The organism is Tessaracoccus sp. OH4464_COT-324 (assembly GCF_003932855.1).
Lineage (GTDB): Bacteria > Actinomycetota > Actinomycetes > Propionibacteriales > Propionibacteriaceae > Arachnia.
The window spans coordinates 22,565-48,066 of the sequence record NZ_RQYZ01000013.1 but is presented as its reverse complement, the minus strand read 5'-3'; the positions used below and the strand labels follow the sequence as shown (position 1 = coordinate 48,066).

Sequence of the window (25,502 nt, the reverse complement as noted above, 5' to 3'; positions counted from 1 at the left end):
GACGTAAGATTGTCCCATGATTGATCCGAAGATGCTGCGCACAGATCCCGACCGCATCCGTCGTTCGCAGGAGGCCCGTGGGGAATCCGTTGAGCTGGTGGACGAGTTGGTGGCGGCCGACGAGGCGCGCCGCTTGGCGATCGCGTCGTTCGAGAACCTTCGGGCTCAACAGAAGACGATGGGCAAGGATGTCGCCCGAGCCAAGGGTGAGGAGAAGGCGGCGCTGCTGGCGGACATGAAGCAGCTGGCTGCGGACGTCAAGGAGGCGGAGGCGGCCGTCGGGTTCGCCGAGGAGCGGTTCACCGAGTTGGCGAAGCGGGTGGGCAACCTGGTGATCGACGGCGTGCCCCGCGGTGGGGAGGATGACGGCGTCGTGCTCTCGACGCACGGCACGCCGCGCGATTTCGCGGCGGAGGGGTTCGAGCCGAGGGATCATCTGGAGATCGGCGAGCTGCTGGGCGCCATCGACATGGAGCGAGGGGCGAAGATCTCGGGCTCGCGGTTCTACGTGCTCACGGGCCTGGGGGCGCAGCTGGAGTTCGCGCTGCTGAACCTGGCGATGAGCAAGGCCACCGAGTGGGGGTTCACGCCGATGATTCCGCCGGCCCTGGTCAAGCCGCAGGCGATGGAGGGCACCGGGTTCCTGGGGCAGGCGGCGCAGGACGTCTACCACCTGCCTGCCGATGACATGTATCTGGTGGGCACGTCGGAGGTGGCGTTGGCGGCCTACCACTCGGACGAGATCCTGGAGGAGCTGCCGAAGCAGTATGTCGCTTTCTCGCCGTGTTTCCGCCGGGAGGCGGGCTCTTACGGCAAGGATACTCGCGGTATCTTCCGCGTGCACTGGTTCGACAAGGTGGAGATGTTCGTGCACTGCGACCCTGCCGATGCGGCCGCCTGGCATGAGCGGCTGCTGGGTTTCGAGAAGGAGTTCCTCACGGCGCTGGAGATTCCGTTCCAGGTGCTCGACGTGGCGTCGGGCGATCTCGGGCTCTCGGCCGCGCGGAAGTACGACTGCTACGCGTGGCTGCCCACCCAGCAGCGCTACCGGGAGGTCACGTCGACGTCGAACTGCACCGATTTCCAGGCGCGACGCCTGGGCATCCGGGGCCGATTCGCCGATGGGGTCAAGCCGATCGCGACGTTGAATGGCACGCTGTGCGCCATGACCCGCATCATCATCATGCTGTTGGAGAACCACCAGCAGGCCGACGGCTCGGTGTATGTCCCGGAGGCGCTCAGGCCGTTCCTGGGCGGTAGGGCGGAGCTGTCGCGCTGACTCGCGTCGTCGGATTTTCTTATTCAGGGAAGTTATGTCTTTTTCGCCGCAGCTTGTCGCGCTCGACATTGATGGCACGCTGGTCGATTTCCAGGGACGAATGCCTGACGCGGTGCGCGACGCGGTGCGCGACGTTGTCTCGGCTGGGGTGCCCGTCGTGCTATCGACGGGGCGCAGCTGGATCGGCACGGATGAGATCGCCCAACAGCTGGGGCTGCCCCCGGGGTGGGCGGTGTGCTCCAACGGGGCGATGGTGCTGAGCTACCCGTCGGTGGTGATCCATCATGATGTTCGCTTTGATCCGCGGCCCTGTGTGGAGAAGGTGATGCGGATGCGACCGAACGCCCGCCTGGCGGTGGAACGAGGGCTGGAGCGTTACTGCACCAAGCCCTTCCCGGAGGGGGAGCTGTCGGGGACCGTGCACGTTGTCGATTACGAGGAGTTGGTATCCGGCCCGGTTTCGCGGCTGATCATTCGCGAGCCGGAGGCGGCTGATGAGGAAGGGCTGTTTGACTCGCTCCTGGCGGAGCTGGGGGTGCACGAGGTGTCCTACTTCGTCGGCTGGTCTGCTTGGCTGGACATCGCTCCGGTGGGGGTGGACAAGTCGTATGGCTTGGCCTACGTGTGCGCTCAGTTGGGGGTGGATCGTGGCGACGTATTGGCCATCGGAGACGGCCGCAACGACATCGAGATGTTCGAATGGGCGGGGCGGGGAGTGGCGATGGGGGATGCGGCCGCAGATGTTCGGGTGGTGGCGGATCACGTGACCGGCAGGTTCGACGAGTTGGGGGCTGTCGAGGAGCTTCGGCGCTGGTTCTAGTTCCCGGTGATGATGTGCACGTCGCTGGGAAGCCCGTAGTAGGTTTTCAGCGACTCCTCGTAGCGGGGGAGGAGGAAAGCTCCGTAGTAGTTCATGTTTGGTGCGGGAAGCGTGGGCGGGAGAATCACTTCGCCGCCGGGCTGCGCCGCGAGCAGCCGGGGTTTGATTTCCTCTTCGACGAACATGTGGTTGAGCTTGGTGCCGAAGAGGGCCAGGTCGTACCAGGTGGCCGTCGTGGCTGCCATTGCGACGACGAGCGCCCAGCAGAGTTTGCGGGCCGCGTGTGGCGCGGTGTGCGTCAACAGGTCGAGGGCCAGCCGGACGACCAGCAACAGCAACAGCAGGGTGGGGACGAAGTGTGCCCGGTGACTACTGACTCCGGAGCCAAACACAAACAGACAGCTTCCGATGAAGCCGCCCCATAGAAGTAGCGGTGCAGAGCCGATGGTGTGGCGCACGTGGGCCAGTGCGTACCATACCGCGAGGAAGGCGACGGCCATCGTCGCGCAGGCCAGGATCGCGTGCGGAAGCACATGATCGGGCAACGGGCCTTGATAGTCACCTTGGATGGAGCGCCGGTGCCAGAAGACCTGGGAGAGGAACCCGAAGGCGGTCGTTGCGCCGATCGCGCTCAGGAGACCGATGCGTGCCTTGCGTTCGCTGGTCTGGAACCACAGCAGCACCAACAGGGCTAGTAGCGCGAACCAGAGCCACCAGGTGCGTTGCCAGAGCAGCGACGATGACTGCGCGGTTCCGCGGAGCAACCTGAGAAGCAGCGGGTCATCGGCGGCCTCCGAGATCAGCCCGTTGCGGCTGCGTAGCCCGGGGTTGGTGATGTGCACAGTGAAGGCTGCTAGGGTGGCGGCGGCGAGTACCCAGGCCTTGCGGTCAAGCTGTCGTCGGTGGGTGATCACTGTCACTGCCACGGCTCCGGCCAGGGTGCCTGCAGGCACCTCCATCAGGGCGTCGGTTGCGATGGCGGCGACGGCGGTGGCGGCAATGGCCGGCCAGGAAAGGGCCCGGCCATCGAGAAGGGTGAACCAGTTCCCGAGCACGATCCCGACGCCGATCAGCGGGAGTACGTAATTGATGGCTCCGGCGGTCCACAGGACAGCGTCTCCAGTCATGGGCGGGTTGGCCCAGAGAATGGTGGGGATGGCGAGGAGCCCGACGATGTAAGGTGCAGGGCCTCGACGCTCGGCGCCTCGGCTGAGCAGCAGGCCAAGTGCCAGGCCCACCGCTGTGAACATGAGTGGCGCGAACAGCGGGTAGAAACTCGTCCCGGGGCGAAGCACCAGCCGGAGCAGGGAGTCAGCCAAGCGGCCGTTCCGTTGGGTCCAATCGATGGAGAGTTCCCTTAGCCATGTCGAGAAGGTGAATCTGCCTCCGAGGTCGCCCCCCGCCGTGGTGAGGAGGTAATCGTCGCCGGCCATGATCCACCACCGGTGCAAGTACCACCAGGCAACAAAGCTTAGGACTGCGGCTGCGGCGACGATGTAGCGATCTCGATGAGAAGCTAGTGCTTTGGGGAGGGACGGCATTCGGCTTCCGTTTCGGTGGCGGGCAGTGCTCCCCACAAGATAGCCCGCTGAATCTGAAACGTGTGAATCAGGCTGCCCGCTGTGTGACGGAACCCTTCATGGCGTTCAGGGTGGCGAGGATGATCTCCGGGGAGGGGATCGGCTTGGGCTTTTTGGGGACGAAGTTGCCGTCCTCGATGCGGCGGAGGTGGCGCTTGACGGTGGATACGGAGCAGCCGAGGCGCTGCGCGATCATGCTGAGGGGCTGGTTGGGGTTGGCGGCGCGGAGACGTAGGATCTCGGCTCCGTCGTACTGGCGGCCGGAGTTTACCCCTGCGTAGGCGTCGAGGTCTTCGCTGGCAACGCTGATGCCCAGCCGGAGCCGCAGGTCGTGGCGTTCCTTTCGGGTGGTGCCGGCAACGTAGCCCACGACGTCGAACTTGGTCACTGCGTCGGACAGGCATTGGGCGGCGAAGGGGCAGCCGGCGCAGAGCCGCTCTGCCTGGGAACGCAGCATGAGCATCTCGTGCCGCTCTGCGCGGCTGGCGGGCGAGCGGGTCTCTTCCATCAGGGGGTGTTGAAAGACGTCCTTGGCTTGGATGCAAGGTGCCGTCGCGTCCATGATTCGTTTCCCTCTCGTCGGCTTTCGGGTGGTGCTGTTTCCAACACAAGGTTCCCATTGTTTTGCCTTGAAAAGTGCCGAAAAGTCTAGGGCTCCGTGCTAGTTCTTTCTAGGTATTCGACCTGCCGCCTCTAAGTACAAATACTCACATCATCAGACAACAGACGTCTTCGGCGAATCGAGAAATCGCTCTGACAAGGGGAAATGATGATGGGCGGCCTCCGGGTCGTCGCAAAAGGGGTATGAGTACCTAGGTGAGTACTCCCGAGTCAAATACCCGATACCTTCATTAGGCATATTTGACGGCATGGCCCTCGGAAAACGCTCGACAGACGCAACGGCGCCTCCTGCCAGCCGGCAGGAGGCGCCTCAGGCTCCCGGTATCGGGTGAGCTAGCGCACGTCGATGAATTGCCCCGTCCTCGACGACTCAATCATCGCCTCGCACACCTCGACGACGCGCGTGCCCTGCTCCAGGGTCACGATGTCCGCAGACTTGCCCAGCACAGCGTCGCGGAAGTTCTCGTGCTCGGTGCGCAGCGGCTCCGGTTTCTCGAACGCCAACCGCAGCACCTCGCCCTCCGTCACCCCGCGGAACTGCGCGAGGTCCTCCCAGGTCTGCTTCACCGACCCGTTGGAGTAGAAGGTCAGGTCGGCTGTCAGGGTGTCCGCCACGAACATGCCCTTCTCGCCCGTGACGATCGTCAGGCGCTCCTTGGTCGGCGTCAACCAGTTCACTAGGTGGTTGCTCATCAGGCCGCCTTCCAACTGGCACGTCGCGGACACCATGTCCTCGTACTGTCGGCCAGACTTGAACATTGAGCGCGCCGCCACCAACTCGTAGCGCCGCTGGGTCACCCAAGCGGTGAGATCAATGTCGTGCGACGCCAGATCCTTGATCACCCCGACATCCGCGATCCGGTTCGGGAACGGTCCCTGGCGACGCGTGGTGATCTGGTAGATCTCACCCAGCTCGCCCGCCTCCAGCCGACGACGCAACTGCTGAAGTGCGGGGTTATAGCGCTCGATGTGGCCGACGGCGCCCACCAGGTTCGCACGCGAGAACGCCTCGGCCAGCGACCGGGCTGCCTCCGTCGTCTTCGCGAGCGGCTTCTCGATCAGAGCGTGCACCCCGGCGGCGGCCAGCTTGAGCCCAGCCTCCTCATGGAACTCCGTGGGCAGGGCCACGACGCAGTAATCAATCCCCGCCTCGATCAACGCGTCGATGCTGGGTAGCACCTCCAGATCCCCGGCGACGCCGTGCGGGTCGCCCACCTGATCGGCCACCGCGACGAGATCAACCCCGTCGATGGCCCGCAGATTGCGGGCATGGTGGCGGCCCATCATGCCCAACCCGATCAGACCAGCGCGCAGCATGTCACGCACCTGCCTTCGCCAGCGCGTTCACCGCAGCCACGATCCGCTCAAGATCTCCCTGGCTGAGCGACGGGTGCACCGGCAGCGACAGGCACTCCAGCGCCGCCTGCTCGGTGTTGGCCAGGTGTACATCCACCTGGAACGGCTTCAGCCGGTGGTTGGGCACGGGGTAGAACATCCCCGAGCCGATGTTGTACTCCTCCTTCAGGGCGCGCGCCAGGCCGTCGCGATCCTCGGCGACGCGGATCGTGTACTGGTGGTAGACGTGCACCGCGCCGTCGGCGACGTGCGGCACGGTCACCCCGTCGAGGTTCTCCGAGAGGAACGCCGCGTTGGCCTGACGCTGGGCCGTCCAGCCGTCCACCTTCGTGAGCTGCACCCGGCCGATGGCGGCATGGATATCGGTCATGCGGTTATTCAGGCCCACGACCTCGTTGTGGTACTGCTGCAACATGCCCTGGTTGCGGTACAGGCGCACGTTGCGTTCGATCGTCTCGTTGGCGCACGAGACCATCCCGCCCTCACCGGAGGTCATGTTCTTGGTGGGGTACAGCGAGAACATCGCAAACTCGCCGAAGGCGCCGACGGGGGTGCCGTCGAGCGAGGCGCCGTGCGCCTGCGCGGCGTCCTCGAACAGCAGCAGGCCGTGCCTGTCCGCGAGAGCCTTCAACTCGGCCATCTTCGCCGGGTGCCCGTAGAGGTGCACCGGCATGATCGCCTTGGTGCGCTCAGTGATCGCCGCCTCCACGGCCTTCGGGCACAGGGTGAAGTCGTCGAGCGCGATGTCGGCAAACACCGGGGTGGCCCCCGTCAGCGCGACGGAGTTCGCCGTCGCGGCGAACGTGAACGACGGCACGATGACCTCATCGCCGGCGCCGATCCCGCTGGAGAGCAGCCCAAGGTGCAGCCCGGACGTGCCCGAGTTCACCGCGACGCAGGCGCGGCCAAGCTTGAAGTGCTCGGCGAACTCGGTCTCGAATGCGGCCACCTCCGGGCCCTGGGCGATCATGCCCGAGCGCAGCACGCGGTCCACCGCGGCACGTTCCTCGTCGCCGATGATGGGCTTTGCCGGGGGAATGAAGGGTTCGGTCATTTCGCTTCCTTTACAAGCTGCAGGGTCTCGCCGGCCTGTTCAAACTCGTCGCCGGTCTTGGGATCTACGAAGGTGTTCTCGCCGGTGGGCTCCAGGGGGAAACCGGAGCGGCCCACCCACTTGATTCGGCGCGCCGGTACGCCCGCGACGAGCGCGTAGGCGGGCACGTCGCGCGTTACCACGGAGCCGGCCGCGACGGTGGCCCACTCGCCGATCGTGACGGGGGCCACGCACACCGCCCGTGCGCCGACGGAGCAGCCGCGCTTGAGGGTCACGCCGATGGGCTCCCAGTCGTCGGCGCTCTTGATGGTGCCGTCCGGGTTGATGGCGCGGGGGAAGGTGTCGTTGGTGAGCACCGCCGCAGGGCCGACAAACACGCCGTCCTCCAGTACCGCGGGCTCGTAGACGAGCGCGTAGTTCTGGATTTTGCAGTTGTTGCCGACGCTGACGCCGGTGCCGATGTAGGCGCCGCGGCCGACGATGACGTTCTCGCCCAACTGTGCCCCGCCGCGCACCTGGGACAGGTGCCAGATCGAGGACCCGTCGCCGATGGACACGCCGTCGTCAAGGTCTGCGGAGGGGAGGATTCGAGGTTCTGCCATGCATACTCCTGTCTGGGTGCCCGCACGTGGCTGCGGGCAGTGCCAGTCTAATGCTCCCAGCGGGAAGATTCGTACTGGAGCCGGTTGTCCGAAGTTCCGTTTGTTGCTTGGTTGAGGCATCAGCTTTTTCCTGGTTGGGGTACGTAGCTACGATGACAGCTGACGTCGAGAAGGATTGAGATGACAGCAACAACCACACCGGCATTCGTGGTGGATGAGGCCGCGCTGCTCGGACAGGTGCACTCTTTCAAGCAGGCTCTGGCAGACTCCTGGCCTAACTCGGTGCTCAGCTACTCGGTGAAGACCAACTCCCTGCCGTGGCTAGTGGCCTGGATGGGCAGGCACGGCGTGCCGGCCGAAATCGTCTCCGAAGAGGAATGGGATCTGGCGGTCGCTGTGGGCCACCATCCGGAGCGCATCGTCGTGAACGGCCCGACGAAGTCGCGCCGCCTCGTCGATGAGGCGCTCGACGCGGGCGCGGTGGTCAACCTGGATTCCCGCCGCGAACTGCGCTGGGTGCTGGAGCGTGCCGCCAGCGGGCGACGGGTGGACACCGTTGGCGTGCGGGTCAACTGGAACGTCGACGGCGACGCGCCGGGGCATACTGCCTCCGGGGCGGAGGGGCTGCGGTTCGGTTTCCACGTCGACAATGGCGACCTCGACGACGTGCTCGCCCAGCTGAGCGAGGCCGGGGTACGCGTCGCCGGGCTGCACCTCCACGTGACCAGCCTGACGCGCGCGTTGGACACCTACGTCTCGGCCGCCCGCACTGCTTGCCGGATCATTTCGCGGCATAAACTCGAACTGGATTGGATCGATTTGGGTGGGGGATTCTTCGGCGGGGACTCCGACCAGTTCCCGAGCCCGGAGGAGTACATCTCCACCATCCGCGCAGAGCTGGTGGATCACGTCAACCCGGACCGCACCACGCTGATCATCGAGCCGGGGGCGGCGCTGATCGCGGTACCCGTCGAGTTCCACACGAGCGTGATTGACGTCAAACCGGTGCAGGACCACACAATCGTGGTCACCGACGGATCACGAACCAACCTGGATACGTTCTTCCGCAAGTCAGGCTACGAGCACGAGTTGCTGACCGACGGCGAACCTACCGACATTCCCCAGGTCATCTCGGGTTTCACCTGCCTGGACAACGATCGGCTGATGACCTTGACAGACGCCCCCGCGCTCGCAGAGGGAGACCGGGTGGTCTACCACAAGGTGGGCTCCTACACGATGACCTTCAACCCGCTCTTCATCCAGTACCTGCCCCGGGTCTACGCCCGCCGCACCGACGGCAGAGTACAGCTGGTGCGGGAGCGTTGGGGCGTCGAGCACTATCTGGCGGGCAACCACTACAGCGAAGAGGACCTATGAACATCCTTATCCTTACCGCGGGCAGCCGCGTGCAGACCGTGACCTACTTCAAGCGGGCGCTCGCGGGCCGGGGGAAGGTCATCGCCACCGACGCCAGCGAGCTGGCCCCGGCGCTGTACGCCGCCGACAAGCACTACGTGGTGCCGCTGATCACCGCGCCCAACTACCTGGAGACCATCATCCGGATCTGTCGCGACGAACAGGTCTCCCTGGTGCTCAGCCTCCTCGACCCGGAACTCAGCCTGCTGGCGCGCCACGTCGAGGAGATCGAAGCCACCGGCGCGCGCGTCATGATCTCCCCCAGCGAGGTGGTTGAGCGGGCCTTCGATAAGTGGTTGATGTTCCAGTGGCTGGAGGACAACGGCTTCCCCACCCCGCGGTCGTGGATTGAGCTCGACGCGGTGGAGGCCGACGTCGCGGCCGGGCGGGCGGCCTTCCCGCTGTTCGTCAAGTCGCGCACGGGCTCCGCCTCCGCGGGAATCGCCCGGGTGGACACCCTCGACGAGCTGCGCGACCAGATGCGTCAGCACGAGGGGCTGATCGTTCAGGAGTTCATGCCCGGCGAGCCGGTGGACGTTGACGTCTTCATCGACCTGGTCTCGGGCGAAGTGGCGGCCATGTTTGCCAAGAAGAAGCTGCGGATGCGCGCCGGAACGGCCGACAAGTCGGTGTCGTTCAAAGACGATTCGCTTTTCGAACTGGTGGCGGACTTCGCGAAGCGCTGCGGCTTCCGGGGCGTGATCGACATCGACCTGTTCTCGACGGAGCAGGGCTGGTCGATCCTGGAGGTCAACCCCAGGTTCGGCGGCGTGTACCCGCACGCCTACGAGTGCGGCGTGGACTTCCCCTCGATGCTGCTCAACAACCTTGAGGGTCGAGCGAACGAGCCGCAGATCGGCGCCTACGAGGAGGACTGGGCCATGCTCGGCTACGACGGCGTCATCATGCAGAAGTTCGACGGGCTGGCCACCAGGAGCTGACCGGAAACAGACAAAAGGAGACCCCGATGAAGGAAGCGTCCGGCAGGAACACGCTGCTCAACATCACGCTCGGCACCTTCCTCGCGGTCCTGCTGGGCTGGCTGCTCTACCTGGGCCAGAACTTGCTGATCCCCATCGTGATCGCCCTGCTCTTCGCCTACCTGCTGTTCGCGGTCGACGAGCTGATGGGCCGGGCGCCCGTGGTGCGGCACCTGCCGCTGTGGCTGCGCCGGGTGGTCCTGGTGCTGGCCGCGATCGCGGTACTCTCGGCGCTGGCCGCTCTCATCACCGTCACAGTGCAGGAGCTGGTCGCCCGGGCCCCGCACTACCAGGTGAATCTGGAGCGGCTGATCGGCGAGGTGGCCCGGATGGTCGGCTTCGAACGAGTACCCGACTGGGAGACCATCCGCCAGCAGGTGGTGGGCCGGATCAACATCCAAGCCTGGCTCACCTCGGCAGCCGGGCAGATCGGCTCCATCGGCGGGGTGCTGTTCCTCATCATCATCTACATCGCGTTCCTGCTCAGCGAGCGCGACGAGTTCGTCGAGAAACTGGATGCGGCCTTCCCCGAGCCCGAGAAGGCGCGCCGGATCAAGCAGGTCATCGGAGCCATCAACGAGCGCGTGGGCCAGTACCTGGCCACCAAGACGCTGGTCAACGCGCTCCTGGGCCTCGCCTCGTATGTCATCATGCTGGCCTTCGGCCTGGACAATGCGGCGTTCTGGGCTCTGGTCATCGCGCTGCTGAACTACATCCCCTACATCGGCTCGATCATCGCGCTGATCCTGCCGGTGGCGCTCAGCATCGTGCAGTTCGGCTCCTGGCCGATGACCATCGGACTCTACGCATGCCTGCAGGTGCTGCAGCTGATCGTCGGCAACTTCCTGGAGCCGGCGATGGTGGGCCGCAAAGTTAACCAGTCGGCCTTCGTCGTGTTGGTGGCGCTGTCGTTCTGGTCGGCGATCTGGGGCATCACCGGGGCGATCCTGGCGGTTCCCCTCACGTCGATCCTCATGATCATCTTCAACGAAATCCCGGCGACGCGCCCGCTCGCGGTGCTGATGAGCGAACGGGTCCGCCACACCAGCAAGTCGAGGAAGGGGAGAGCAGATGGCGTCGGCGAAGCTGACGGTGGGGCTGGCTAGCAGCGCGCTGTTCCAGCTCGACGAGTCGGACCGAGTCTTCCGCGAGCGGGGCAAGGCCGCCTACCTCAGCTATCAGCGCGAGCACCTGGACGACACCCTCCGCCCCGGCGTCGCGTTCGCGTTTGCCGAGCGGCTGCTCTCGCTCAACGAGGTGCCCGGCGTCGAGGTGGACGTGGTGGTGCTGTCGCGCAACAGCCCGGAAACGGGACTGCGGGTGATGCGTTCCATCGAGGCGCACGGCCTGCCGATCAGCCGGGCCGTGTTCAGCGAGGGTCGCAGCCCCTACGGCTACATGGATGCGCTCGGCATGTCGCTGTTCCTGAGTGCCAACGGCGACGACGTGGCACGCGCCATCGAGGAGGGTCGCCCGGCGGGTCAGGTGCTGCACGGCACCCTCGACGACGAAGGCGACGAGTTGCGCGTCGCCTTCGACTTCGACGGGGTGCTCGCCGACGACTCAGCGGAGCAGGTATTCGCCGACGAAGGGCTGGTCGGGTTCCAGAACCACGAGCGGGAGCTGGCCCAGGTGGCGCACGAGCGGGGTCCGCTCGCGGCCTTCCTGGCTGGGTTGAACGAGATCCAGCGGGCGGAGGACGAGCTGACCGAGCAGGACGCGGGCTACCGGCGTCGGCTTAGGGTGTCCATCGTCACCGCGCGCAGCGCCCCGGCGCACGAGCGGGCGCTCGCCAGTCTGCGCGCTTGGGGGCTGCGCGTCGATGACGCGTTCTTCCTGGGCGGGCTGCCGAAGCCGCCGGTGCTGAACCTGCTCCGCCCGCACCTGTTCTTCGACGACCAGCTGAGCCACCTGCCTGCCGACGCGTTGCGCACGCCTGCGGTGCATGTGCCCTTCGGCGTGCGCAACGCTCAGAGCCTGTCCACGGAGGTCGTGCCGGGGCGCGTCCTCCGTGGAAAGCCCTTTCCTAGCCGCAGGAGTACGACGGGCTGTTGACGCGGATGGTGATCGAGGTTTGCAGCCTCACCATTAGTTCCGCGCCCTCCGCGTTCGTGTTGAGATAGGCCGCCAGCTGGGATGGTACATGGCCGATGCTGTCCCGCGCCTCGAAGCCGTAGGCCGTGACGATGTCGTTGACCCGCTGCAGGAGCTCGTCATCCCAACGGATCCAGTGCTCTCTGGTCCACTGATCGTTCTTCTCAGCAAGGAAGTAGATGGACACCCGGCAGTTGCCTTCCGACCTGTAGGCCTGTGCCTGCGGGACCTCTCCCCACGTGTACATCGACGAGCGGCTCGTCAACTCATCCTTGATGCTTTGCACCATCGGCGCGTAGCGCTCGTTCATCTGCTGCGGCGTGAGCGGAACGGTGACGGCACCGGAACAGCCGGCCAGCAGCACCACGCCCGCCAGGAGCGCGCTCAGTTTTGTGGCACGTCGATCCACAGTTCCATTCCTTCCCTGCCCCGCCACTGCACCGTGAAGTGGTCGTTTCGCCGACTCGCGGTCAGCACCAGTTCGCCCCAGGAGCTGCCGGACACCTTCTCCTCAGGGAAGCTGTAGCCGACCAGCACCCGGTTCAAGGCCTCGGTGCAGGTTGGGATGTCCGCGGCGTGCAGCAGCGGCCCGTCGGCGCGCGCTGCGCAGATGCGCAGCACCCGGGAGCCACCCTGGGTGGCCGGGTGGTCCGGCCGTTCGGGGCCCCATGCGAGATCGGGGTAGGCGGCGCTGAGCGATTCTCTGAGCAGCTTGGCCAGCTCGCGAAGGGTTTCGTACCTCATGGCACCATCCTTGCGGTCTGGGTGAACACCTCGCGGAACTCCTCCTCGGTGAGGTGCACCTCGCCCGGGTAGTCCAAGCCGTCATTTCCCCACACGCCCCCGCCGGGGCCCCAGGGGTTGACGAGGATGATCCTGCCCTTATCGTCAAAGCCCTTGACCCAGTAGGCGTGCCTCGGCACGATCCGTTTCTCGTAGGGTTGTTCGGCGGGATCCGGGTACGGCCAGATGCCCGGGTTGGTGCCCGCGGAGACCGCACCAGGTGGTTTCCCCTCCATGGTGCGCCTGATCTCGGCGAAGCTGTGCGGGGTCAACAGGGTGCTGTCCGGATCCTTGCCGGTGAAGGTGGACATCCCCCAGGAGGGCAGGCCTCCGGTATTGGTGAGGATTGTGCCGTCGAGGGTCTTGCGGTAAGCAGCCTCGTAGATGCTGAGGAAGTTGATGCGGCGGTCAGGGCCCAAGACGGGTCGCTCTCCTTCATCGTCCAACTTATCGATGTTTCTTTCCAGCTCGTATGGGTCGACGCTGACCTCGCGAGGCACCGCGCCAAGGGGCGTGCTCATGTACACGGTCACCTTGTAGGTCTGGCTCTCGGGATCCCACCTGAGGCTTTTGCGGATGAACTCCGGGTCGGCATGCGCGACGCCCGCGAGCCCGGAGAGAAAGAAGCAGTCACTGTGCTCCCCCTGCATCGAGGTTTCCGCCTGGAGACGGATGTCCGCGTCGGTCAGCCTCACCGGGCCAGTGTCGGGCAGGATGTCGTAGGGCGACGGCAGCTTCGCGTTCTCGTAGAGCAGCGCCGCCGTATGCTTGAGCATGGCGTCGGTGCGTGTGAGCAGGTCGTAGTACTGGTGCGTGAGGCGGGCGGCGTGGCTGCGCAACTCGGCGACGACCCGCGGTTCCTCCAGATAGCTCAGGGGAATCAGCGCCACCACTCCGTAGTCATCCACTTGCAGTCGTCGGCCGCGCACCACCAAATCGAGCTGGGTCAATTCCGCCTTCGCCTGCTCAACCTTGTCGGCGCACTCTGACATCAGTCTCGCCATCCTGGCGAGAACGTCTGCCTGTTCCCGCAGCTCCTTGACCTGGTCGAGTAGCTTGGCTGCCGCGCTCTCGCCTGTCGTGCCGGGCCACGAGGACCTGACCTTCCCGGCCTGCTTCTCGTGGAAGTGGGCCTCCGAGTTCAGCCGGATCTGTTTCTCGCTCGTGACCGCTGCTGCTCTGCGGAGTTTGTTTGGGTTGTAGCTATGTAGTTGTGAGCGAGTCAGCATCCCAGCCTCCGCTCGAACTTCTCGCTCAGCTGGGCGTTGTGGGTTTCGACCTGCTCGTACTCCTCGCCCGACAGCCGCAGCTTCTGGCCGATGTCCGCGCAGCCCTTGCCAATCTCCGCGATGTTGTCGGCAATCGACGTGGCAACCGCTTCCAGCGCCACATCGACGGGGATATTCGGGTCGCAGCCAGAACCTAGCTCCTGGAAATCACCAATCGTTCCAATTAATGTATCGGCGGCGGTAGAAACCTCGGCGCCAATCGCCTGCAAGGCACGGTAATGTACCTCGATGTTGCTCATGCTTTTCCTCCTTTGACTAGCTGGAGCACAGCCAGTATAGGAGCGAGGCGGGGTCACCAGGCCGGCGAAGCAGCCACGGGTTCCACGTGCAACGGAGGCTAAGGCCTGTTACGAAAATGCTGTCGGGACGGGGAAGCTCCGACGGGAAGAGCCCTCAACATCTGCCTCCTGCGCTGGACGTAGGGGCCAGGACGCCGGGGTGCGGGCCATCCGACCTGGTGCGCCGCAGCCCCGGCATGACCTTCGGAACGGGCCTAAACCTCGACGTCGTCCGCGCCGCTGAACTCGGTGACAGTCGCGTGCCCCTCCTCGGTGATTCCCTCACGCTTCAGCACCACCCTCACGGTGTCCAGCATGATTCGCGCATCAAGCGCGAAACTGCACTGCTCGACGTAACGCACATCCCACGCCAGGCGCTCCGCCCAGGGCATGTTGTTCCGACCCTTGACCTGGGCCAAGCCGGTCACACCCGGTCGCACCTCGTGGCGGCGCATCTGCCTGGGCGTGTAGAGCGGCAGGTACTCCATCAACAGCGGGCGGGGGCCCACCAGCGACATGTCGCCCTTCAGGACGTTCCACAACTCCGGCAACTCGTCGAGGCTGGTCGAGCGCAGGAGCGCACCGAAGCGGGTGAGACGGTCCTCGTCGGACTCCATGCCCGGAGCCGGGTCACGCATGGTGCGAAACTTGATCATGGTGAAGGGCTCGCCGCCCAGGCCGGGCCGCGTCTGCTTGAACAGCACCGGGTGGCCGAGATTGATGCGCACCAGCAGGGCCACCACCAGCTGGACCGGCAGCGTGGCTAGCAGGATCGTGCCGGCGACGACGATGTCCAGCGCGCGTTTCACGAACTCGTAAGGCCTCATCGTCGATCCAACACCTTTCGGATGGTCGCCTCAACCCGATCAAGCTGGGCATCGCTGAGTACCGAGCCCGAGGGCAGCGAGATTCCTTGCCCGAACAGCCGGTCTGAATTGCCGTTCACGTAGGCATCCAGGTGGGCGAAAACTGGTTGCGCGTGCATCGGCTTCCACACCGGCCGAGACTCGATGTTGTCTTCGGCCAGCGCGCCGATCAGGTCGTCGCGGCTGAACCCCGCCTGCTGGGGGTCGATGATGATCGAGGTCAGCCAGAAGTTGTCGTGGTCGTGGCCGGAGCCAACCGGCTGCTCGGCCCCGTCGGGCTGGCCGAAGAAACGCACCCCGGGCACACCGTCGAAGATCGCCCGGTAGCGCTGCCGGTGCGCCCGGCGGCGTTCCAGCATCTCCGGCAGCCGCGAAAGCTGAACCCGGCCCAGCGCGGCAAGCAGGTTGGAGAGCCGGTAGTTGTAGCCGATGTCGGTGTGCTCGTAGTGCAGCACGGGTTGTCGAGCCTGCGTCGCCAGGTAGCGCACGTGCTTGGCCACCTCCTCGTCGTCGGTGAGCAGGGCGCCGCCGCCGGAGGTGGTCATCACCTTGTTCCCGTTGAAGGAAACGATGGCGATGTCGCCGAAAGCGGCCGCCGGCCTGCCGAGCCGCACCGCGCCCAGCGACTCCGCAGCGTCGCTCAGCACGACGAGACCAAACTCGTCGGCGAGCGCGCGGAACCCCTCGTGGTCGACGATGTGGCCCAGCAGATCCACCGGGACGATGCCCTTCATCCGCGCGCCCTTGGCGAGCTGGTCCTCGATGGCGACCCGGGTCAACTCCACGTCCATCGACCCCTCGGGGTCGCTGTCGACGAGCACCGGCGTCGCGCCAGTGTAGGTGATGGCATTGGTGGTGGCCGCGAACGTCATCGAGGCCGTGACGATCGTGTCGCCGGGGCCGAAGCCCAGCGCCAGCCCCGCGAGGTGCAGCGCAGCGGTGCCGGAGGAGAGAACGACGGCGTGCTTGCGCCCGCAGTACTCGGCCAGCTCCGCCTCGAATGCATCCACCTCCGGCCCGAGCGGCGCTATCCAGCCGCTGTCGAAAGCGCGAGTGACCGCCGCGCGTTCGGCTTCGGTCATGTCGGGGGAGGACAGATAGATGCGATCACTCATGGTTGGCAGGATACTCTTTCTGCCACCGGCGTCGTACTCACATGCGTGAAGCTTGGCTACGACAGGCCAAGCGGACGGGGGATAGGCTGTGATGGACAAGCACAGAATAGGAGCGGCAGTGAGGGAGAGAACCATTCCCGTTCGGAGCACGCGTCTGGTGGGCGGAGAGTTCTTCTTGGCCTTCATGAGCCTGGCCGTCATTCTGCAGTTCCCAGGGAACACGTTCCTGGCGCTTGGCCTGCCTATCCTTGCCCTGCTCTGGAACGGAATCCAGCGCCACTACCTGCCCCGACCCTGGGTGGGGGGAGTGGCGGTGGCCTGGCTCGCGGTCTCGTCGGTAGCCGCACTTTTCGCCCTGGCCAAGTTTGATGTGCTGCTGGATCGCAACTATTTCCTGCTGTTTGTCTCGCTCTTGGTGACTGCTCTGGTGCTGACCATGGGGCAGAATCGTCCAGTTGTTGCGAGCCTAGCAAGGTGGATATACATCTCCTTCCTGCTCCTGACCATCATCGGCGTGGCAGAGGTGCTGACCGGGTTCAAACTGGTGTTCATTCGGTACCCCGACACGACCGTGTGGTGGTGGGTGGCAAATTACCGATGGATCACCACCGCTGTTTACGCGAACTACAACGACTTCTCCGTGGCGATCGCGGTATTCGCTCTTTTCCTGCTCGCCCGGATGCTGCTGGCCCCGAAGGCCGTTCCGACGCAGCTCCTGCGAGGTCTGAGCGTCTTGACCATAGCCGTTTGGATTCTCGCCATGGGATCCAGAGGGGCGCTTCTGGGCCTCGTGGTGGGGGCCGCTGTGCTGCTGTTTATCGCGGCGAGGGCGCGCGACAGCCGAGCATTCCCGCCGTGGCTCATTGTCACCGGAGCGAGCCTCAGCCTGCTAGGCGCGACTGTGCTGGCCCAGAGTAGCTACATCCAAGACGGTGACACGGCCGCGCGATTCCGCATTATCAGCCGGATTTGGAGCCTGCTCAGCGAAGACCCCGCCAAGGCGTTGACGGGGTTTGGCTCGCCGGAAGTCCTGCAGAAGCTTGCGGAGAACAGACTAGAAAATCAGCTAGTCAACCCGCACAACATGCTCGTCGAAGCTTTGCTCTGGGGCGGGTTTCCGGCGCTCACTGGGCTGCTGATCCTGTGGGCGCTGGTGGTGTGGTTTTCCCTCACCAACCGAATCGAGAAGAACTGGTACGCCATGGCGTCTGCGGCCTTCACCGTCGCGATGCCGGTATTCGGTTTGGCCCCCAGCGTCTTCCTGCACTACCTCTACCCTCAGCTGATCATGCTGGTAGCGGCCTGCTCAGTTTCCCCACGTCGGCCAGCAGCAGAAGCCAGAGATGGGGATCGGGAACCGACGATGCCTCGATAGGGACAACGAGACAGTCCCCGGCCCAAGCCCCTTCCCTCAGGCTGCGTTCCGCTTCCGCTGCGCCCGGACGTCCAGCGCGGCGGCGGCGATGAGCCAGGCGGCAAACGCGGCCACCAGGCCCAAGAATGCCATGGTGATTCGGCTGGAGGTCTTCTCCGCTTTGTCGACGTCCGCAGGAGCCGTCAACTGGTATTTAGTGACTCCCGACTCTGCCGCGTCGCGCGCGGCCACATGAGTACGAAACGCCTCGGCGAAGTCGTTCGCCAGCAGGGTAGCTGTCTGGGCGCTGTTGCCGTGGGCAGTGAACAGGATCGCCAGGCCGCCGGCCTGCCGTACCTCAACCAAGTTTCCAAGTTGCATCGCGTCCAACTCCGGGTGCTGACCTACCACCGCATGCGCAATCTGAGGGTTAACCTGCGCCACCTGAACATCCGCCAGCACGGTGCTTTCCAACACCGAAGACAGATAGATCGCCTCAGCCTCCGTGGAGGGCCGCGGCGCAACTGCGCCGACTATGGCCTTCGCCTGCCACGACTCGTCGCGGGTCAGGATGATCGGTACGGCGATAGCCAGTACCACCAGGAAGGCCGGAAGCGCGCGGAGCCACTGTCGCAGCAACCTCAGGCAGTAGGATCGGAGGTCGATGATCTCATTTGCTTCATTGGACACGTCGTCATCGTACATTGGATTAGCCGACCGACGAGGCGGCTAGACTGTACCACCCAGCCCGCGGAAGGGAGCGCCAGGAAGTGCGAGCCATATTTCATCACCCACTGCCAGTGGTTGAAGATGGAGCTTCGGGCAGCAGTATCCGGCCGATGAAGATGCTTCAGGCCTTGCGCCAGTTGGGTGAGGTGTGGGTGGTGGCGGGCTCATCGGCACAGCGAGCCAAGCAAATCCGTCGGATTCGTTCTGCGGTGAAGGAAGGGGTCCGTTTCGACTTCGTCTACTCCGAGTCCGCCACCTTGCCCACGGCACTCACCGACGATGACCGCATCCCCCGCAGGCCCCTGCTCGACCTGCGTTTTTTTGCCTTCTGCCGAAGAAAAGGTATACCGGTTGGGCTGTTCTACCGCGACGTGTTCTGGCGATTCCCGGAATTCATGGCCGGGCAGAATCCTGTCAAGCGTTTTCTGGCAAAAGCTAGCTACCATTTCGACCTGTTCTGGTACCCCTTCGCTGTGGACATTCTTTACCTGCCCAGCCTGCCCATGCTGGAGCACGTGCCGATCTCCCGCAGGATCTCGGTCCAGGCACTGCCCCCCGGGGCCGATGTGGGTGGCATAGCGAAGCCCGATACCGACGGGCATCTCGAAGTGCTGTACGCCGGAGGGCTGAGCGCGACCTACGACAATCGTCGGTTCGTGGAAGCCCTCGCCGACATCGAGAACCTGCGGCTCACCATCTGCACCCGGGACTACGAATGGGAGGCGGAACGCGGCAACTACGAGCCGCTGATGGGTGCTAACACTAAGGTGGTGCACCAGTCGGGGGAAGAGCTGCGCCAGACGATGATGCGTTCCCACATCGCGACCGTCTGCAGCTGCCCGAACCCGTACAGGAAATTTGGGGTCCCGGTAAAGGTCTACGAGGCATTGGGGGCGGGCCTACCCATCGTCGCCTCCTCCGACACCCTCGCGGGCGAGATCGTCGAGGAACTCGGAGTCGGCTGGCAGGTGCCCTACGAAGTGGACGAGATGCGCGACCTGTTCACCCGCCTGGCCGCTGACCGGTCCTTGGCGGAGGAGAAACGAGCCCGCGCCGTCGAGCTCAGGCAGGAACACAGCTGGGTGGTCAGGGCACAGCAGGTTGCCGACGAGCTGGGCGCGATCAGGTCTCGCACGTCGCCAGCACCGCCCGAATGAACCGCTGATGATTACGCGCCTCGTCCCAGTTCGAGAGGATCTCTTCCCTGAAACCAGCCCGCCAGGAAGGGTCACAAGTCCTGGGCAAAGCCTCGACGATCTCCGCCGCCCAGCGCGCCGGGGGATCGTCGGGAGGTAGGAGCAAGCCACCCGGAGGAGAGATAAGCTCGGGGGTGCCACCGACGGCGGTGGCGGCCACCGGGATACCGCCCGCCATGGCCTCCATCAAGGAGATCGGTACGCCCTCCGAGCTGGAAGTGTTCAAGGCTAGATTCCAGGCGGAACCCAGGATTGTTTCGTTCAGCTCCTCCCGGCTCAACTGCCCCAGCCAATCGACCTTCGCATTGGGCGGCAGCAGCTCCGAGGCGAGGCCGGCCAACTCCGGCAGCGCATCCCCGGAGCCGGCGTGCGTCCAACTGATCGTTGAACCGGGCAACAGGCGGGCAATCTCCGCAACCGTCTCGACGAGCGCAGGCAGGCGCTTCACCGGGTGGGTGCTCGAAATGGAGAGCAGGCGGACGGTGGCGAGATCCGCCGGACAGGGGGAGCACCCGTCGGGAATCGTGACGCCCAGCCGATGACAGGCCGAGGTGCTCTCCGGTGCGGCGTAGCGGTGGCGGACATACTGCAGGCCAGTTGAACTGATCGGCGCGAGAAGGGACACCCGCCTGGCCATCTCCCGTCGGAAGGGCAGGCGCCCGTCGGGGGACCTCTCCTCGTAAAGGTCGTAGCCGTGTGCCCGGCTCACCACCCGCCGAACATGCCCGCGGCGGGCGGCGGCCAGCGCACCCAGAGTCTGGTGGTCGAACCAGTACGAGTAGGCGACATCGAACGGCCCTCGCGAAGCCGCGAGATCGGCCAGAGCCCTCTCCGTGAGGCCGGCGGCCGCGCTCGGCACCAACGCGCGCCACAGCGTCCGCGGAGCAGCTTTCCCCGCCCGCACGCTGCGCGCGGCCTCAGCCCAGAACCTGCCCGAGAACAGCTGCCCCGCCAGAGCTAGCCGCCATCCGCTGCGGCGCAGGCGATCGAGTCGGTCGTCGACGACGATGCCCTCCGGCACCGGGCGGCGCAGCTCCGTCGACTGCCAGGGCAGGATGGTGAGCTCGACGTCGTCGCGGACCCAGTGGTGCAACTCGGGAGCAATGAACTCTTCTCCCGGTCCCCAGGGATATAGGCTGGTCAGGAGCACCACTCGGCGACGCGTCATGGCGCCAACCATACCGTCGGCTTCCCCGAAGAGTGGGCCAAGAAGGGAACGAAAATGCGTATTCTTCACCTGATCAACGGCCTTGGCACCGGTGGGGCAGAAATGCTCGTCGTTGACCTGGCGGACGCGATGCGGCGTCACGGCCATCATGTACGTATCGCGGTGCTGAGCGATGTTGACGGGGTGCCCAGCCAGAAGGCGGAGCGCCTCGGGCTGGATGTCACGGTGTTGGGCGCCCACCGGTACGACCCTAGGCTGCCGCTCAGGGTTGCGCAGGTGGCGAAAGGCGCCGACGTGGTGCACGCCCACCTGTTTCCCGCCTTCTACTGGGCGGTGGTGGCCCCGACGAGGACGCCGGTGCTCTTCACCGAGCACAACACCTGGAACCGGCGGATGGAAAAGCCGCTGTTTCGGGCCGTGGACCGGCTGATCTACCGCGGCCTCGACCGAGTGGTGGCGATCAGCCGGGGCACCGCGGCCAACCTGGCCGCAGCCCTGGGCACGTCGCCCGACGACTACCCGATCGTGTTGAACGGCATCAGCGACGGACTCGTCGAGGGCCCAGCCGCGGAACGCCCCGGCCAGCAGAGGGCGATCATCGTTGCCAGTCTGGAGAACCGCCGCAAGGACATCTCGCGGGCGGTGCGCGCCATAGCGGAGCTCCCGCAGGCGTCGCTCACCGTCGTCGGCGAGGGGCCCGACCGGGCGGAGATCGAGGCGCTGATCGCCCAGTTGGGTGTTGAGGACCGGGTGCGGCTGCTCGGCAGGCGCGGTGACGTGCCCGAATTGCTGCGCCAACACGACGTCTTCCTGTCCACCTCACGCGTGGAAGGTTTCGGGTTGGCCGCCGGCGAGGGGATGGCCGTGGGGCTGCCCGCCGTCGCGCCCGACATCCCGGGCATCAGCGAGGTGGTCACCGACGACGTGTCCGGCATCCTCTACGACCCGGCCGACGCCGCCGAGCCGGCCGCCAGCCTGCGGCGGCTGTTCAACGACCCGGAGCTCGCCAACCGGCTCGCCAAGGATGCGCGGAGCGAGGCGGCCAAGTTCACCGTTGACGCGTGTGCGCGCAACTACGAGAAGCACTACCAAGAACTCGCAGGCGGGAGCGTCACCGGGTAGGCACTTGCGCGGTGTGATCGTAGACTAGCTGCGAGCGACCCCACTGCAGGAAGAGGACGAGTGAGCATCCAGCAACTGCTGAACAACAGCGCGATCAGGTATCTGTTCGCCGGAGGCTTGGCCTTCGTGTTCAACGTGGCGCTCCTGAATCTCTTCCGGGAGGGGTTTGGCTGGGACCTCAGCCTGTCCGCAGCTCTCGCCTTCTGGGGCACGTTCGGTTTCAGCTACGGCATTCAACGGATCATGGCTTTTCGCTCCACGTCGAGCATCACGGGATCCGTGATTCGTTATTCGATCCTTGTTGCCTTCAACTCGGTGGTGGTCACCGCTGTGGTCACCGTCTGCAACGGGTATCTGTCGCTGGGCTTGGGCACCGCTCAGTTGATTGCCACCGTGCTGACCACCACCTGGAACTACTTCGCCTACAAGCACTGGGTTTACAAGAACAAACAGGAGACGAATGCGTCGGGCACTGCTGAGCAGCCCAGCCTGGACGCTGCTGGGATGGAGGAGAGTCGCCCATGAAACGGCTGTCGGTCATACTTCCCGCCCACAACAGCGGGCGGCGGTTGGCGCACGCGGTGGAGCAGCTTGGTGGTTACTCCGGTGATCTTGAGCTGGAGGCCATCATCGTGGAAAACGGCAGCAGCGACGACACCTGGCAGGTTGCGCAGGAGCTGACCCTCGGGGGCTTCGGCTTTCCCGTGCTGGCTACCCAATCGGATAAGGGACTCGGCAACGCCTACCAGCAGGGCATCCGGGAGGCTTCGGGCGACGTGGTGCTGCTGACCGCTGACGATCTGCCCTTCGGGCTGACCGACATCGAATCCTGGGAACGGGTGGGGAAGCCCAACGCGCTCGTTGTGGGCTCGAAGGCGCACCCGGACTCCGTCGTGCCCCGTTCCTTCGCGCGCAACGTGATGTCCTTCGGCTACCGGACCCTGCGCAGGCTGCTGCTCGGCATGACGGTGGCGGATTGCCAGGGCACGCTGTTCATCCCCGCGGACTGGGCCAAAGCCAACGTGGACAAGCTCAGCGAAAGCGGATACCTGTCGAGCACTGAGATTGTTTATCTCGCCCAGGTGCAGCGCTTCCCCACCCTGGAGGTGCCGGTCACCCTGGATGCCGGACACGGCAGCAGCAAAACCCGAATCACCCCCAAGGACGTCGCGAGCATGGCGCTCGGCCTGCTCGGCCTGCGCCGACGGCGCTCTCAGCTCAGCCGTCGGCCTTCGTGACGCCGCGGCGGAGCGGGAACCGAGCCAGAACCAGGTAAGCGGCCAGACCCAGCAGGCCAAGCAACCCGATCAGCAATCCCGTGCTCAGGCCGGGCTGCGTGTATGCGCAGCTGAGTTCACGTTGACCGTCGGCCGGCACCGCCAGGAAACCCTGACGGTCTTGAACTCCGACGGGTGCGCCATCCAGGGCGCAATGCCAGCCCGGATTTGCCGCAGTGGCCACGGTGATCGTGCCGCGCTGCGCGTCGGAGAACCTGGCGAACAGCGTTCGCCCACGTACGATGATCTCCTCCGGTGCGGGCACGCCGACCAGGCTCTTCTCGAATGCTGTGCTGTCGTGGCACTTGAAAGCATCGGCTGGTGGCGGAACCTGCCTGAACGTGCTGAGTGTGATTTCCACCGGGCCGCGCGCCGGAAACTCCTGAATGCCTGTGGAGCTGTGATAGTTGCTGGCCAGCACACGGTCGTCGCCAGCCACCGTCAGCTCAGCGTCTTCGAGGCGCCGGGAGTCGATGGACAGCACGTCGCCCGTCGGGCAGGTTGCGGTCAGCCTGAACTCCGTCAACTGGGTGGCTTTCGGTGGAACGTCCTCCCACCTGTTCGGGAAGGAAACGGGCCTGCCCTGGGTGTTCACGGCAGTCAGCTGCGCCTGATGATAGATCGGCTCCGGGAGCAGATTCTCGCGGGCGGCGAAAGGGGAGTCGGCTTGCTGGGCGGGCCTGTCGTAGGTTCGCACCAGCGGCAGGGCTGGCGAGACCAGTGTCGTCGCGGTTTCGAAGTCGTGGCGTGCGCGGATCGAGAAAATCGCGTCGCCCACGGAACCCGACCGGTCAGCCACCATCCGCCCAGCGGACGCGTAGTGCATGCCGAGATCGATGAACGCGGCGCTCGTTGCGCGCGGCATCATGCTCGACGAGTAGGAAACCCCGGCAAACCTGTCCCGAGCGGACAGGTTCAGATCCAGGTAAAACGGCTCTCTGGTCGGCGATGGAGCCCCAGCTCGGAAGCGCGGCCACTCGCTTGCCGCCTGCACTTCCTGGGCGGCGGGCAGCGACTCACGGGCAGTGATGACAAAACGCTCGCTGGAGGCCAGGAAATCTCGGTTGGCCTCGTTGATCCAGTTAGCATTCAGCGCCGTCTCCGTCAACGTGATTATCGCCAGCAGCACAACTGCGGCGGATCGTGACCATCGACCGCTGGCTCGGAAAAGGAACAGCGCGCCCAACGCCAACAAGGGGTAGATCAGCAGAGACGGATCCAGATAAATCCGCTCCAGAGGTTTGTAGTAGGCGCCGAGGTGCGGTTCGAAGTCGCGCGGCATGGCTGCCAGCAACGTGGACAGCACGACGGCTGCCACGGCGAGCTGCGCCCAGCTGGGGGATCGGAGCCTGCCTTCCTCCCACAGGGACTGCCAGGCGACCGCGATGAGCCAGCCCACCAACACGAATGCGTATCGGTAGGCGTTCCCATGCGGGCTGACGAACGCGCTCCAGACCAGCACGAGAGAAGTCGAGAGCGCGCTGAACACCAGCAGCAGCGCCGTGGAAGACCACCACACGACCCGGCGGCGCACCGAACCCGCGCCAAACAGCGCGGCCCCCGCCAACAGCAGCACCAGGCTTCCGGCGAACAGGGCCGGTGAGTAAGCCACGCCGGACGTGCCGGGCAACAGGCGGGTTGCCAGCAGCTCAAGCGGGTAGGGCCGGAGGTGCGGCGACGGTGCGCTGGTGGAGTCCAACAGGATTAGCGCGGTCGGCACCAGCACGGGAGCCGCGAGCAGGGCCCCCAGCACTCCGCGCAGAGCAAACACGGCAGTGCCTCGCAGAGCCACACGGACGGGCGTGGCCGTCGCCAGCAGCCAAGTCACGAAGAACAGTACCCCGCCCAGGATGGCCATGTAGGACGTGTAGTAGTTGGACCACAGCACCAGGGCAACGCCCAGCACCGAAAGCAACGCATGGCGGCGCTCCACCGAATACATCCCCACCAAACACACCAGCGGGAAAGCTATAAGGCCCCCCAACCACATCGGCGTGTAAATGGCCATCTCAAACACCCAAGCGCTCGATCCATAAAGAGCACCGAAAGCGGCGGCTGCCCAGAAACTGCCCGGCTGGAGCTTGCGCAGCAGGACAGCCATGAGCGCTCCCGCAGTTGCGCATTGGGTCAGCACCATCGTCGTCAGGCCCAACTCCGCCAGGTGCGGCGGAAAGAGAGCGATCAGGAACGGAAACGGACCACCGACATAGTTGGTGATGTCCCCAAAAACTGGTACACCAGCCCCCGAGGTCCAGGAGAACAGGAAATCCGACAGATCGTCGCCGCGTAGAATCCGACCGAACTGGGCATGAAAAGCCAAGTACTGGGTGACGTAGTCGCCCTGCCCGCGTGCCAACGTGCCAAACGGGTACACCCCGGAAACAATCATTGCTAGGACGTGAATCGCTACAGTGAATGCTCCGGCCAACGCAGCCAGCGCCCAACTGCTTCTGATCCGGGCACTCCAGTTTCTGGGGCGGTTCTCCATATCGAGCAGCTTACCGGAGCGGTCCTGACCAGCTA

The 25,502-nt window shown here is 65.1% G+C and carries 25 protein-coding genes; 11 read left to right on the top strand and 14 right to left on the bottom strand.

Annotated features, from left to right (window positions below; genetic code table 11):
* The first annotated feature begins 16 nt into the window (after nt 1-16).
* The gene (gene serS / locus EII42_RS08345; RefSeq protein WP_125171665.1) at nt 17-1,279 is read left to right on the top strand and encodes a serine--tRNA ligase; all 1,263 of its coding nucleotides are present in this window, start codon (nt 17-19) and stop codon (nt 1,277-1,279) included.
* 34 nt (nt 1,280-1,313) lie between these two features.
* Nucleotides 1,314-2,099, top strand: coding sequence for an HAD family hydrolase (locus tag EII42_RS08340; RefSeq protein WP_125171664.1), 786 nt, complete (start codon nt 1,314-1,316; stop codon nt 2,097-2,099).
* Here EII42_RS08340 and EII42_RS08335 read toward each other — a convergent pair.
* From EII42_RS08335 to EII42_RS08315, 5 genes are all read right to left on the bottom strand, one after another.
* On the bottom strand, nt 2,096-3,640 hold the full coding sequence (locus EII42_RS08335; RefSeq protein WP_233558326.1) for a DUF6056 family protein: 1,545 nt from the start codon (nt 3,638-3,640) through the stop codon (nt 2,096-2,098). The genes EII42_RS08340 and EII42_RS08335 overlap by 4 nt on opposite strands.
* 67 nt (nt 3,641-3,707) lie before the next feature.
* A complete protein-coding gene (locus EII42_RS08330; RefSeq protein WP_158676454.1) occupies nt 3,708-4,187 on the bottom strand; it encodes a WhiB family transcriptional regulator in 480 nt (159 codons plus the stop codon).
* A gap of 446 nt (nt 4,188-4,633) precedes the next feature.
* A complete protein-coding gene (locus EII42_RS08325) occupies nt 4,634-5,617 on the bottom strand; it encodes a Gfo/Idh/MocA family protein (protein WP_125171661.1) in 984 nt (327 codons plus the stop codon).
* Between the two features lies 1 nt (nt 5,618).
* A complete protein-coding gene (locus tag EII42_RS08320; RefSeq protein WP_125171660.1) occupies nt 5,619-6,710 on the bottom strand; it encodes a DegT/DnrJ/EryC1/StrS aminotransferase family protein in 1,092 nt (363 codons plus the stop codon).
* A complete protein-coding gene (locus EII42_RS08315) occupies nt 6,707-7,312 on the bottom strand; it encodes an acyltransferase (protein ID WP_125171659.1) in 606 nt (201 codons plus the stop codon). The genes EII42_RS08320 and EII42_RS08315 overlap by 4 nt, the downstream gene beginning before the upstream one ends.
* Nucleotides 7,313-7,492: 180 nt before the next feature.
* Between EII42_RS08315 and EII42_RS08310 the strand changes: the two genes are divergently transcribed.
* From EII42_RS08310 to EII42_RS08295, 4 genes are read left to right on the top strand one after another with little or no spacing between them, the layout of a single operon-like run.
* The gene (locus tag EII42_RS08310; protein WP_125171658.1) at nt 7,493-8,689 is read left to right on the top strand and encodes a hypothetical protein; all 1,197 of its coding nucleotides are present in this window, start codon (nt 7,493-7,495) and stop codon (nt 8,687-8,689) included.
* Nucleotides 8,686-9,669, top strand: coding sequence for an ATP-grasp domain-containing protein (locus tag EII42_RS08305; RefSeq protein ID WP_125171657.1), 984 nt, complete (start codon nt 8,686-8,688; stop codon nt 9,667-9,669). Before EII42_RS08310 ends, EII42_RS08305 begins: the two co-directional genes overlap by 4 nt.
* A gap of 26 nt (nt 9,670-9,695) precedes the next feature.
* Nucleotides 9,696-10,814 carry an AI-2E family transporter gene (locus tag EII42_RS08300; protein ID WP_125171656.1) on the top strand — a complete coding sequence of 373 codons (1,119 nt, stop codon included), beginning with the start codon at nt 9,696-9,698 and terminating at the stop codon, nt 10,812-10,814.
* Complete coding sequence (locus EII42_RS08295; RefSeq protein ID WP_125171655.1) at nt 10,780-11,763, top strand: 5'-nucleotidase; 984 nt, start codon at nt 10,780-10,782, stop codon at nt 11,761-11,763. The genes EII42_RS08300 and EII42_RS08295 overlap by 35 nt, the downstream gene beginning before the upstream one ends.
* Here EII42_RS08295 and EII42_RS08290 read toward each other — a convergent pair.
* The 6 genes from EII42_RS08290 to EII42_RS08265 all read right to left on the bottom strand — a co-directional run bounded on the left by EII42_RS08290 (nt 11,735) and on the right by EII42_RS08265 (nt 16,133).
* Complete coding sequence (locus EII42_RS08290; RefSeq protein WP_125171654.1) at nt 11,735-12,211, bottom strand: hypothetical protein; 477 nt, start codon at nt 12,209-12,211, stop codon at nt 11,735-11,737. The two genes, EII42_RS08295 and EII42_RS08290, sit on opposite strands and share 29 nt — an antisense overlap.
* Complete coding sequence (locus EII42_RS08285) at nt 12,187-12,546, bottom strand: hypothetical protein (protein ID WP_125171653.1); 360 nt, start codon at nt 12,544-12,546, stop codon at nt 12,187-12,189. Before EII42_RS08285 ends, EII42_RS08290 begins: the two co-directional genes overlap by 25 nt.
* Entirely contained in the window at nt 12,543-13,814 is a 1,272-nt protein-coding gene (locus EII42_RS08280) for a hypothetical protein (RefSeq protein ID WP_125171652.1), read from the bottom strand. Before EII42_RS08280 ends, EII42_RS08285 begins: the two co-directional genes overlap by 4 nt.
* The gene (locus EII42_RS08275; RefSeq protein WP_125171651.1) at nt 13,808-14,113 is read right to left on the bottom strand and encodes a hypothetical protein; all 306 of its coding nucleotides are present in this window, start codon (nt 14,111-14,113) and stop codon (nt 13,808-13,810) included. Before EII42_RS08275 ends, EII42_RS08280 begins: the two co-directional genes overlap by 7 nt.
* Before the next feature lie 254 nt (nt 14,114-14,367).
* Nucleotides 14,368-14,979, bottom strand: a complete 612-nt coding sequence (locus EII42_RS08270; RefSeq protein ID WP_125171650.1) for a sugar transferase — start codon at nt 14,977-14,979, stop codon at nt 14,368-14,370.
* Nucleotides 14,976-16,133: a DegT/DnrJ/EryC1/StrS aminotransferase family protein gene (locus EII42_RS08265; RefSeq protein WP_125171649.1), complete on the bottom strand. Its 1,158-nt coding sequence runs from the start codon at nt 16,131-16,133 to the stop codon at nt 14,976-14,978. The genes EII42_RS08270 and EII42_RS08265 overlap by 4 nt, the downstream gene beginning before the upstream one ends.
* Before the next feature lie 118 nt (nt 16,134-16,251).
* Here EII42_RS08265 and EII42_RS08260 point away from each other — a divergent pair, with 118 nt between their 5' ends.
* Complete coding sequence (locus EII42_RS08260; RefSeq protein ID WP_125171648.1) at nt 16,252-17,508, top strand: O-antigen ligase; 1,257 nt, start codon at nt 16,252-16,254, stop codon at nt 17,506-17,508.
* Between the two features lie 36 nt (nt 17,509-17,544).
* Here the strand turns inward: EII42_RS08260 and EII42_RS08255 are convergent, their stop codons facing one another.
* Nucleotides 17,545-18,177: a hypothetical protein gene (locus EII42_RS08255; RefSeq protein ID WP_125171647.1), complete on the bottom strand. Its 633-nt coding sequence runs from the start codon at nt 18,175-18,177 to the stop codon at nt 17,545-17,547.
* Between the two features lie 149 nt (nt 18,178-18,326).
* Here EII42_RS08255 and EII42_RS08250 point away from each other — a divergent pair, with 149 nt between their 5' ends.
* Nucleotides 18,327-19,373 (top strand): glycosyltransferase, encoded by a 1,047-nt coding sequence (locus tag EII42_RS08250; RefSeq protein WP_125171646.1) that lies wholly within the window; start codon nt 18,327-18,329, stop codon nt 19,371-19,373.
* Here EII42_RS08250 and EII42_RS08245 read toward each other — a convergent pair.
* Nucleotides 19,339-20,580 (bottom strand): glycosyltransferase, encoded by a 1,242-nt coding sequence (locus EII42_RS08245; RefSeq protein ID WP_158676453.1) that lies wholly within the window; start codon nt 20,578-20,580, stop codon nt 19,339-19,341. The two genes, EII42_RS08250 and EII42_RS08245, sit on opposite strands and share 35 nt — an antisense overlap.
* A 54-nt stretch (nt 20,581-20,634) precedes the next feature.
* On the opposite strand from EII42_RS08245, the gene EII42_RS08240 reads away from it, so the two are divergent.
* Genes EII42_RS08240 through EII42_RS08230 form a run of 3 tightly spaced genes read left to right on the top strand, consistent with a single transcriptional unit; the run spans nt 20,635 to nt 22,940 of the window.
* Nucleotides 20,635-21,702: a glycosyltransferase gene (locus tag EII42_RS08240; RefSeq protein WP_125171644.1), complete on the top strand. Its 1,068-nt coding sequence runs from the start codon at nt 20,635-20,637 to the stop codon at nt 21,700-21,702.
* 60 nt (nt 21,703-21,762) lie between these two features.
* Nucleotides 21,763-22,227: a GtrA family protein gene (locus EII42_RS08235; RefSeq protein WP_125171643.1), complete on the top strand. Its 465-nt coding sequence runs from the start codon at nt 21,763-21,765 to the stop codon at nt 22,225-22,227.
* Nucleotides 22,224-22,940, top strand: a complete 717-nt coding sequence (locus tag EII42_RS08230) for a glycosyltransferase (RefSeq protein WP_125171642.1) — start codon at nt 22,224-22,226, stop codon at nt 22,938-22,940. The genes EII42_RS08235 and EII42_RS08230 overlap by 4 nt, the downstream gene beginning before the upstream one ends.
* Here the strand turns inward: EII42_RS08230 and EII42_RS08225 are convergent.
* A complete protein-coding gene (locus tag EII42_RS08225; RefSeq protein ID WP_125171641.1) occupies nt 22,921-25,467 on the bottom strand; it encodes a YfhO family protein in 2,547 nt (848 codons plus the stop codon). The two genes, EII42_RS08230 and EII42_RS08225, sit on opposite strands and share 20 nt — an antisense overlap.
* Between the last annotated feature and the right edge of the window lie 35 nt (nt 25,468-25,502).